The following is an 11,049-nucleotide window of genomic DNA, read 5'->3' as shown; positions in this document are numbered from 1 at the left end:
AATGCTCTCTCGTCGTCAGCTTCTCCAGCGTTCCGGTTTCGGACTTGGCAGCCTCGCCCTGGCAGACATGATGTCTGCGGCGCCGAATGCTGAGTCGCCAGCAGGAGCACTGGGTGGCCTGCCTGGGCTGCCGCATTTCGCACCGAAAGCGAAGCGGGTGATCTTCCTCTTTATGAGCGGGGGGCCCTCGCATCTGGAGAGCTTCGACTACAAGCCCTACCTGAGCGAGAAACAGGGGATGGAGTTCCCCGAATCCTTGCGCAAGGGCAAGATGCTGCCTGGCATGGCGGGCTCGCAGAGTTATTTCCCACTTGTGGGCAGTCCGTACAAGTTTGCCCAGCACGGCAAGAGTGGTGCATGGGTGAGTGCGGTGTTTCCGGAGACGGCAAAGGTCGTGGATGACCTTTGCTTTGTGAAGAGCATGTTCTCAGACGCGGTGAACCACGATCCCGCGCTGACATTTCTTCAAACGGGCTCTCCGCTTCCTGGGCGTCCGAGCATTGGAGCCTGGGTAAGCTACGGTCTCGGTACGGACAATCGTGATCTGCCGAGCTTCATCGTCCTCATCAGCAAGCGTGGCGTGGACCAGCCACTCAGCGCGCGCTTGTGGGACAGCGGCTTCCTGCCCACGCAGTATCAAGGCGTGCAGTTCAGGGCAGCAAAGGACCCCGTGCTGTATCTCAGTGAGCCAACCGGGATTGCCCGGCAGGATACGCGGAACATGCTGGATGCGCTGAACAAGCTGCATGCTCATGAGCATGCGGTGCGGCAGGATGCAGCCATCAATTCGCGCATTGAGCAGTATGAGATGGCCTTCCGCATGCAGGCCAGCGTGCCGGAGGTCACGGACATCAGCGGTGAGCCGGAGCACATCTATGAGATGTACGGCAAGGATGCAAAGAAGGCGGGCAGCTTCGCGGCGAATTGCATTCTCGCGCGCCGTCTTGCTGAGAAGAATGTGAAGTTCATCCAGCTCTATCATCCGGGCTGGGACCATCACGGCGGTCTTCCCCGTGACTTTGCCGTGGGTGCTTCGGAAATCGACCAACCCTGTGCAGCACTCATCAAGGACCTCAAGCAACGTGATATGCTCAAGGACACCCTGGTGATCTGGGGTGGTGAGTTTGGCCGCACCAGTTATTCGCAAGGCAGCATCACGAAGGGGGACACGCCGAGCTTTGGTCGTGATCACCACCGCGGATGTTTCACCTTCTGGATGGCCGGCGGAGGGATCAAGGGGGGCATGACCTATGGCGAGACGGATGAACTGGGCTACACCATCGCCCGCGATCCGGTATCCGTGAATGACTTTCATGCCACGCTCCTGCATCTGCTGGGCGTGAACCATGAACGTCTGACCTTCCGTTTCCAGGGACGCGATTTCCGTCTTACCGACGTGGCTGGGAATGTGGTGAAGCCGCTACTAGCCTAGCGTCCTTGCTTCGCGTCACCAAGCTGTCTTGGGAAAGGACCTGCAGTGCGCCGTCTGTACGGGCGGGCACGTATTGAAATACGTGGGCAGTGTCTTTCTGTTTGCTAGACAAATTGGTGTTCTGTTAGTGTTCATTGGTGGGTTCTCACCCGGACCATTCACTTAACGTGTGACTGCCATGCTCCGCCGTCTACTTACCCTCCTGCTCATCTGCGGTGCCGTGCAACTTGCAGAACCTGCGTTGCCCGCCCAGTCTGACGGCGGCAAGGTGCAGGTGAACCTCGACCCGCTTCTGGCGTTTCCTGCGATTTGGGAGAAAACCCAGGACACAGTGGCCAGCACGTTCACAGATGCTGGAGTGAAGCAGAGTCCGCAGTTCTCCTGGCTCGGGCGCACGAAAGGGGGCAAAGACGTGGCGTTGTTTGACGCCAAGGCCTACTCCGGCTCTGAAGCGCTTCTCAGCATCTTCGCCGGGAAGGTACCAGTGGAATCTGCCGGGGTTTATTTTGCGGGGGGAAGAGTCAGTCACATGATCGTCCAGGTGACCGGACAATCCTCAAACTTTGAGGAAGTACGTGCGGCTGTGGAAAATAACCTGGGCGCGCTATTTTCTTCCACGCCGGTTTCACAGCCCCAGCTTCGTGGATTTGAAGGGGAGAAGGGGATGCAGATCCAGGTCTGGCGGAATGCAAATTCCATGGCCGTGATCAATGTCAGCAAGGAGAAAAAATTCCTGCGCATCTCTTTCGCACCCGCTTCTGCGGACCCCGTGCTCGTGGCTGGGTATCCGGCGCAAAAACTTGCATCTGAAGATCCCAAGTTCTTCCTCAATCTGGATGCTCTTCTTGCATTGCCGTCGCTATGGTCGCTGACTCCAGAGAGGGTGGAAAAATTGTTTTCCATGCCGGGTGGGGCGGACTCGCCGTACTACCAGTGGCTCACGACGGACAAGTCGGGGGTGCGTTTCTCCCGCCGTCCTTTCAGCAATGTGGAGGTGGACCTCAAGATCTTCGATGGCGCGGTGCCTGTCGACGAAGCGGTGGTTGAGTTTACCAAGGGCAAAGCTACTCGCGTGTCAGTGTCGCTGTACAATCGTGGCGATAGCGGGCAGGTGTCCTCAAGCGAATTTGATCGTCGCTACAAGATAGCGGGGGTGGCCGTCGGAAAGCTCCTCGGGGTTCGGCCCACGGAGCGGCGCCCTGGTGCTCAGACAGCGGTGAAAATCGGTGGCTGGGCCTGGAATGCTCCCGCCGCCCTTGCCGCCCTGGAATACAACGCGGGAGCCCTTGATGGTGGCCAGCCGGAGTTTCTTCGCTTGCGTCTCGCAGCTCCGGGTGAACGGGAGTCCTTCGCGAGTGAGACCGGTCAGAGCATCCGTCGCACGGCCTTGGGCAAGTCTGAGTTGCCGAGATTCGTGAAGCGGGAGAAGAACGGCGATGTCTTCATCAGCGAGGTGCCGATGGTGGATCAGGGGGCGAAGGGCTATTGCGTCGTAGCCTCCTGCCAGCGGTTGTTTGGCTACCTGCGGATCCCCTGCGACCAGCATGAAATCGCGCAGATTGCGGGCTCGGATGCGAACACTGGGACCAACTCCATGGACATGGAGGATGCGCTTCGCAAGATCGACAGCCGCTTCAAGGTGAATTTTAAACCGTTGGGCTACCGCCTGCGGAGCGGCGGTCTCGGCGTGCCTTATGGCAACCGGTTGAGCGAGGTGAATCTAGCCAAGTTCGAAAAGCAGATTGAGGATTATACCTCCAAGGGGGTGCCGATGCTCTGGGCTCTGGAGCTGGGGCGCTACCCTGAGGAACCTGCCAATGCCGCACAGGCAGGAGGCAATCACATGCGCCTGATTATTGGGTACAACAAGGCCAGACAGCAGCTCATTTTTACCGATTCGTGGGGTGCCGGCCATGAGCTGAAACGCATGGGCCTGGAGGACGCCTTCAGGGCCACACTGGCCCTGTACGTCATCGAGCCGAAGGAGCACTGAGGCTAAGTCGATTTTTCTTCGTCAGGATTGCGCACTTTCGGGTTGGAAGAATTGCAGAGGGTTTTGTAGTCTCCTCCCATGTCCGCCGAATCCCGTCTTCTCGAACTGAATCTGGAACTCCCCGCCGCCCCGGTGCCGGTGGCAGTGTACAAGCCCATCGTCATTGTGGGGAATCTCGCCTACATGTCGGGCCATGGCCCCTTGCGCTCAGACGGCACGCTCATCACCGGACAGGTGGGCATGGACCTCACCCTGGCCCAGGGGAAGGAAGCGGCCCGGCAGGTCGGCCTGGCCATGCTGGCGACGCTGAAGAAGCAGTTTGGCACGCTCGACGCGGTGAAACGCGTGGTGAAGCTCCTTGGCATGGTGAACTCCGCACCGGACTTCTATGACCACCCCAAGGTCATCAATGGCTGCAGTGAGTTGTTTGCCGACGTGTGGGGCAAGGACAAGGGGGTGGGGGCTCGCAGTGCGGTTGGCATGGGACCGCTGCCCGGCAACATTGCGGTGGAGATTGAAGGCATCTTTGAGCTCGATCTGCCGAAAGTGGAAGTTCTGGAGTAGCCTCCAACGGGACAGGCAGCCGTACAGAGGTACACAAATGCGGGAAGGCAGAAGCTCTTCCTGCTCAACGTATGAGGCAGGCGGAATGCTGGGCGTGGCGGCGGCAGTGGGACTAATGGCCTTCGAATGGTCATGGTCCTGCATGTTGCAGCGCTTTTTGGATAGTCTGCATTCGCCTGCTGCGGTGTGCTTTGGACACTTTGCCTGGATCCATAAAGTTCGCGCGCATTTGCTGCACTGGCTCAACTCTGGAAGATTATCTGCAGGTTGGTTGTTACCATGCCCTCAATGATTGACGTGGGATAGAGCAATTGTCCCGTGTGGTCACTCGTTCATCGTTGAGCCCATAGATGGTGCTCATAGCGCGTTATCTGGTTTTGTAGATAACGTCGGTGAATACCGTGGTGCGGTGACATAAAAGCGTCAGTTCGGGTCAGAATCAGACGTCTGGGCGCATGGGTCCGTGGCACGCGCCGTGCTTTTGCGAAGCACGCAAACCCCCAGACCCACTGCGTCATCAATTGCTGCGATGAAGGAGCATCGCGGAACGGAGAATCCATGTCTGGGCCGGTCATACCCCCATGCATATACGTTCACGCAGTCTCTTCGTAGTAGGCATCATGCTGGCAATCACCTTCGTTGCAACGCATGCATCTGCGCAGACTTTCATCTGGGACGCCAATGGCGCTGGAACCAGTCAACCGAACGGCAGTGGTCAGTGGCTCGGCGCCGGACAGTGGTGGGATGGGACGAACAATGTGGATTGGGACAATGCCAATCCCACCACGGCACAGTTTGGTGTCACGGGCTCTACACCAGTGGGACCGAATATCGTGACCATCACCGGAGAAATCATAGGAGTGGCAGGATTGGACTTCATGGGCTTTTCTTCCGCTCCGACTACGGTGAGCGGCAATGGTCAGCAGTATACCATCGCTGGTGCCAGCGGAGGTACACTCGCCTTTGGGGAGAATGCATCGATCAAGCTGGCGGATCTTTCCTCTGGAGGAAGCAACTTCATCACGCTGGCGAGTTCGTTGTCGATCATGGGAAATGGACTCACGATCGAGAAGTCAGGAGGCTCGCTACAGCAGTTCTTTTCGTTCGGGATGACCTCCTCGACCCTCATGGGTACGCTCACGATTAAAGGCGCGTTCGGGGGGCTGTTCGTGCGAAGCACGGCCGCGGGGACACTCGCGAGCATGTCAAACATCGTCGTCGAAAATGGGAGCTGCTTCTCCATCGCGGGCGGAGGATTCTACAACGTGCCGATCAGCATCGCCGGTACAGGTGGCTTGGGCCAGTATGGTGCCATTCGTGTGGATGCCTCAAACACGACCATCAGCGGGCAGATCACGCTCACAGGTGACGCAGGCATCCAGACCAATACGGGGGGCATCACTGGCACGGTCATCAGCGGAGGCATCACAGGGAACTTCGGATTCAGTCGATTTGCTACGGGCTCGGGATTGGGCACACTGACGCTGACTGGCACCAGCAACTACACGGGGGCCACCACCTTGGGCCGTGCTTCAAGTTTTGCAGGTGGTGTGACCATTCTGGATTTCTCAGGAAGCGCAGCGCCTGCTTCAGATCTCCTGTACAACAATGTGACGGATGCGGGAGCCCTCAACTTCATTGGAGGCAACAACTCGGCGACGGTGCTCAATTTGGTGGGAAAGGCATTCACCACCAACTCCCAGAGGTTTGGTGCTGTATCTGTGACAGGCTCCACCAGCACGCTGGGAGGATTGGCAGTGGTCAACCTCACCTCTGGCACAGGCGGCAGTATGAACCTGAGTCTCGGCAACATCTCCCGGACTGGAACAGGCATGATCGCATTCAAAGCAGCGGCTTCAGGGGCGATCACCACCACGATGGCTGATGGCTTTCTGGGCCCATGGGCCACCTACCGAGATGGTGCTGGTGAAACATCCTGGGCGCGGGTATCTGGCGGCGTGGTCATGGGAGGCTTCGTGGGCAATCTAACACACACCACAGGCACTGCGCTCTCCACGCTTTCAGGCTACACGAACACCAGTCACCTGACCATCAGCAGCGGCTCCACGGGAAATGTGACTGTAACCAGTGGGACCAACGATATCAGCACGGTATCCATGACGGACATGTGCACGGATCGGACGGTGGCATTGGGGGGTGGCACTTTGCGACTCGGTGCAACGGCGGCCGGTGGGGGCGGCATCCAGCTCGGAGCGAAAGCCGGCGATCTGATTATCTCCGGCGGCACCCTGACTGGTGGGGGACCAACTGCGAACACAGCAGGCCAGATCATCCTGACGAACAACTCCACCACTTCTGAACTGCGTATCGATGCCAACATCACCAACAACGGCACAGGGGCGATGATGCTGCTGTTCAATGGCGTCACGGGATCGAAGGTGGTGCTCGGCGGCACGAATACCTTCACCGGTGGTGCCACGATTGCTTCAGGGGCGGTTGAGATGCGCAGCAACGGCGCCTTTGGCTCGAGTGGCACCATCACGGTCCTGGAGAACGCAGCGCTGCAGCTCTCCGGAGGCATCACGGTCAGCAGAACCTTCAGCGTGGGGGGGCATGGTGAGAACAATGACGGCGCTATCCGCAACCTGGGCGGGAACAATACCATGAGTGGAGTCATCACCCTGCTGGCACCGGCGCGGATTCACTCAGACAGCGGCACATTGACGCTCTTCAATGCCAATGCGGCGAACAATTCCATCACCTTCGGCAGCACCAGCAGCACGCTGACGTTCTCGGGTGCGGGAGATATTGTGGTGAACAGCCGGATCAATGCAACGACTCAAGCCATCACCAAGCAGGGCACGGGACGACTCACTCTGGGTGGAGATAATTCGGTCATCACGTCCGGCGCTTTCACGGTCAGCGCCGGTGTCTTGCGTATCACGCATGCCAGCGCTCTCGGCAGTACCACGGGAGCCACTACCGTGAGCGCAGGGGGAGGATTGGAGCTCTTCTTCGGATCAGACGCCTCCGTCGCGGAGAACATCACATTCGAGGGTGGTGGATTCAATGGAGCGGGAGCGATTCGCAGTGTGTCCGGGAACAATACTTTGTCAGGAACTCTCAGCGTTGGCGCTTCGGGAACTGGTTCCATTACCGCGGATTCAGGCACGACGCTGATCCTTTCTGGCAGTGTGAGAACAGGCGCGACTTCCGGCACACGAACGGCTCAACTCGGAGGAACAGGCACGATCAACGTCACCGGTGTCATAGGCAATAATTCGGCTGGTGTCACCGCCCTTACAAAGATCGATTCTGGCACCGTGAATCTCAGCGGCGCGAACACATACACCGGCGTCACCTCCGTGAATGATGGAATGCTGAACCTCAACTTCGATGCTGCGGGCGCGCCTGCCACCAACATTCTGTATAACAATGTCACACTTTCCAGCACGGTGGGCACTCTCACAATGGCGGGCGGTACTTTCCGCGCGACGGGCAAAACGAATGGCGCGAGCAGCCAGGCTTTGGGAACGCTCAATGTGAATGGTGGTTATTCACGCATTTCCGCTGTGTCCACCGGCACGGGTGGCATGGACATCCGTTTTGGAGCCATCAATCGCGGTGCTGGAGGGGTGGTGCGTTTTGATCTTCCGTCCAGCGGAAGTATCAAAACCACGGCTGGATCGGACAATGCGTTGCTCACAGGCACCGGAGGCGCTGCCTTTGCCACGGTTGGCGCAGACGACTGGGCGGCCACGGATGTGGCTGTGGCTGGTGTGCGAAATATTGTGGGACTTTCCACTATCAATGGATACACCGCCAGCACCGCAACGACTCTGGAGGGCAATGCGGACATTGCCGGCAGTGTCGCGGGCACCAGCCTCACCGTGAATACGGCCATCAACAGTTTGCGATTCAATCAAGCGCAGGCCACGACCGTCACCTTGGGCGCGGGCAATGAACTCGCCACGGGCGGCATCCTCGTGACCTCTGGTGTAGGCGCAAATGCGACTGCCATCCGTGGTGGGGGACTTCGTGCGGGTGCTGGCGCCACGGACTTGGTCATCATTCAGAACAACACGGCGGCCGCTCTCACCATTTCCAGTCACCTCTATGCAAGCCTCACCAAGGCAGGGGCTGGCGCTTTGGTCATTGAATACAACGCCGTCTACGCACCGACGGATTACTCAGGTGACTTTCGTATTCAGGAAGGAACTTTGCAGCTTGTCAAAACCACATCGTCCTCCATCGCCTACGGATTGAACTACAATTCGAACTACATCCTCGGCAATGGCACCAGCAGTGGGAAGATTATTTTGGGAGGAGCAGGCAATCAATCCGTCGCGCTCTGGGGTGGTTTGCGCATTCAGGGTACCGGTACTGGAAATGCAGTGGTGGGTGGCAATACGAGCCTCTCGGTCTTTCACCACTATGTGAGCGGTACGAGCGATTTCCGGAACGGCTTTCTGGGAGGCGGCGGGACCAATGAAAATCATCTCAGCCTGATCATCTCACAGGGCACGCTGCAATTGGGTGAGGCCAATACCTTCAAGGGCTCTACAAACATGTATCGGAATACCCTTGAGGTGACCAAGCTGGCGGATCGCGGTCAGGCCAGCTCTCTCGGGACCGGGGATTTCGATGCCAATTCGCATATCATCCAGATGGCCACGCTCTCGACCTCGGCCACGAACGCGAGTGCACTGGCCACACTTCGCTACATTGGAGATACCGATTCCGCCACCAATAGGCCGATCAGTGTCACCAACTCAGATGAGCCTGGAGACGTTTCGTCCGTCATTGCTGCGATTGAGAATGTAGGCAAAGGCACCCTGAAGTTCACCGCTGCTTTCACCGCGGGAGGCACCAATACTGTGCAGCGTGTGCTCCGCCTCGGCGGCACCAACACGGGGGAGAATGAGATCGTCAGTTTTGCGGATGCCAGTGCCTCCATCTCCAGCAAGCTGGAAAAGACGGGTTCCGGCAAGTGGGTGCTCACCGGCAACAGCACGTATACGGGTGGCACGACCATTTCGGCAGGGGTGCTGCAACTCGGCAATGGAGGCGGTGCCGGCATGGTTGGCGCGGGCGACGTAGCCATCGGTGCTGGCGCTACGCTGGTCATGAATCGCAACAATGCCTTCACTGTGGCGAACAACATTACAGGTGCGGGTTCCGTGATGATCAAGCACGCAGCGGGTGGAGCCACCATCCTCAGTTCGAATGGCAATACCTATGGAGGCGGCACTCGCGTGAATTCGGGGAGGCTGGTCGTCACCAATACTTCCGGTTCGGCCACGGGCACGGGAGAGGTGCATGTGGAGGCGGCAGGTATTCTTGCTGGCACGGGGCGCATCGCGCCGGGTGCAGGGAATTCTGTGATCGTTTGCGGTACGCTGAGTGTTGGTGAGGTGCCGGCGGTGGCAGCGGATCTCCACATTGAAACGTCAGGCGCGGGAACGCTACTGGTGGAGGGTGGTGGTGCGGTGGTGTTGGACATCACCGGAGGTGCAGGCAGTGGCATGCTCAATGATGCCGATGACGCAGACAGGTTGGTCATCGGGGGAAATGTGATGCTGAATCAGGGCAGCATCCTTCGTGTGCAGAATCTGAATGGACTCGTGGACTGGGCTGTGGGGGACGCGTGGCACATCATCGACTGGACCGCCCTGGAGGCCAATCGCACAGGCGCCTTCACCATGCTGGATCTGCCGACGCTCACGGGTGCCTTCTATTGGGACACGAGCGCGCTGTACACTTCGGGAGTCATCGCCATCGCCGTACCCGAGCCCGGACGAGTGGTGCTGCTCGGTCTGGCTGCCATGGCACTGGTCCTGCGCCGCGGGCGCGGGCGGAGGTGCCCAAGCCCTGTCGTCATTTCTTGAACAGCAGGCCCTATCCCGTGGGCAGGGTGGCTATCATCACGCCTTTGCTCCTGGTAAATTCATTGGCGCTCTCGTGCTGCGGGTGAAACATCGAAAAGCCGTAGTCGTCCGAGAGGAGGAGCGATCGAGTGAATCAGATCCACGAATCTCGTCTTGTGACGAGGTGGTTTCGGGAGAGGTTTCCATCAAGCGTGGGGGTGGGTGTTTCCCCGTGGGCAATCAAGTTGCGAGGATATCACCCAATTCTCCCTGACGTCCGTCGGGTGGAAAGGCTGGCGAGCCTTAGTTCGCCTCGTCATTCAGGGAGCTCACTACCTGGTCCACCACTTCCTGAAGCACCGGCTCATACTCCTCAGCACCGCCTATGGTGACCACGATGGACTGCTTGCGGAGGGGGATGACGATGTTGAACGTCAGATAAGAAGGGTTCCTCGTCGCATCGACGCAGCGGGTGCCGCCCACTTTACGCCCACGCCAGTCAAAGACTGCGGACTCGCTTGTCTGGCCCGAGGGCGGGGTTGGGAAATTCTTTGCTGCAGCGAGATGGCGTGAGTAATCACCCTCAAACGTCCGGATCTCGAGGATGCGCGTGGGTTCTGTCATGAACTTGCGCTTGTAGGCATGCTTCTCCGCGGGATTGGCGTCCTGTGGAAGGGTGTATCCCTCCAGGAGTGCGAAGGAGACGCCGAGTTCCTGGTCCTCCACCCGAGTGGCGCCTTCGGGATGGACTGGAGGAGATTGGGTGACGGGCTCCATCTTGCGCGGGGCTTCGGGAGCAGGTGCGGAGGTGAGGCTGGACGTGGAGGCGTAAGTCGAGGGAGCGGTCGTCTCAGCCTCTGTGCTGGCTTTCGTGCTGGCGGCGATCTCCTTGACCTTTTCTAGCAGGGGGAACATCAGAGCCGTCAGTGCCACGAGGGCCATCCAGAGAAAAAGTCCCACCAAAGCCGGAATCAGAATGCCTTTGCGACCGTGCCGACGAATGCCGAAGAGGGCAATGATGCCGGACACAATCCCACTGCCCCAGATCACTCCGAGGAACACAGCCTTGATCAGGGTGCTCTCGTCAGTTGTGGGGAGCTTGGCAGCGTTCAGGGCCAGGTTCACTCCAATCGACAGGAGGACGGCCATCCAGCAGTAGTGGGCCATGACCCGGAAGAAGCTACCGGTCTTCTGGGGAGGAGCTTTGAAGGGCGTCCGACCGATGAAGGGCG

5 protein-coding genes are annotated in these 11,049 nt (G+C 58.8%); 4 read left to right on the top strand and 1 reads right to left on the bottom strand.

Features of this window, described 5'->3' with window-relative positions; all coding sequences use genetic code 11:
* Position 1 precedes the first annotated feature (1 nt).
* The 4 genes from DES53_RS10840 to DES53_RS10825 all read left to right on the top strand — a co-directional run bounded on the left by DES53_RS10840 (position 2) and on the right by DES53_RS10825 (position 9,838).
* Positions 2-1,432: a DUF1501 domain-containing protein gene (locus DES53_RS10840; protein WP_113958286.1), complete on the top strand. Its 1,431-nt coding sequence runs from the start codon at positions 2-4 to the stop codon at positions 1,430-1,432.
* A 178-nt stretch (positions 1,433-1,610) separates the two neighbouring features.
* Positions 1,611-3,425, top strand: a complete 1,815-nt coding sequence (locus DES53_RS10835) for a C39 family peptidase (protein WP_113958285.1) — start codon at positions 1,611-1,613, stop codon at positions 3,423-3,425.
* A gap of 78 nt (positions 3,426-3,503) precedes the next feature.
* A complete protein-coding gene (locus DES53_RS10830) occupies positions 3,504-3,989 on the top strand; it encodes a RidA family protein (RefSeq protein ID WP_113958284.1) in 486 nt (161 codons plus the stop codon).
* Positions 3,990-4,570: 581 nt separating this feature from the next.
* Positions 4,571-9,838 (top strand): beta strand repeat-containing protein, encoded by a 5,268-nt coding sequence (locus tag DES53_RS10825; RefSeq protein WP_113958283.1) that lies wholly within the window; start codon positions 4,571-4,573, stop codon positions 9,836-9,838.
* A gap of 282 nt (positions 9,839-10,120) precedes the next feature.
* On the opposite strand, the gene DES53_RS10820 is transcribed toward DES53_RS10825, so the two are convergent.
* Positions 10,121-10,984 (bottom strand): hypothetical protein, encoded by an 864-nt coding sequence (locus DES53_RS10820; RefSeq protein WP_147263336.1) that lies wholly within the window; start codon positions 10,982-10,984, stop codon positions 10,121-10,123.
* Between the last annotated feature and the right edge of the window lie 65 nt (positions 10,985-11,049).

The sequence above is a fragment of the Roseimicrobium gellanilyticum genome (genome assembly GCF_003315205.1).
Lineage (GTDB): Bacteria > Verrucomicrobiota > Verrucomicrobiia > Verrucomicrobiales > Verrucomicrobiaceae > Roseimicrobium > Roseimicrobium gellanilyticum.
Note: the sequence above shows the minus strand (reverse complement) of the source record. Positions and strands in the feature narration are given on the sequence as shown.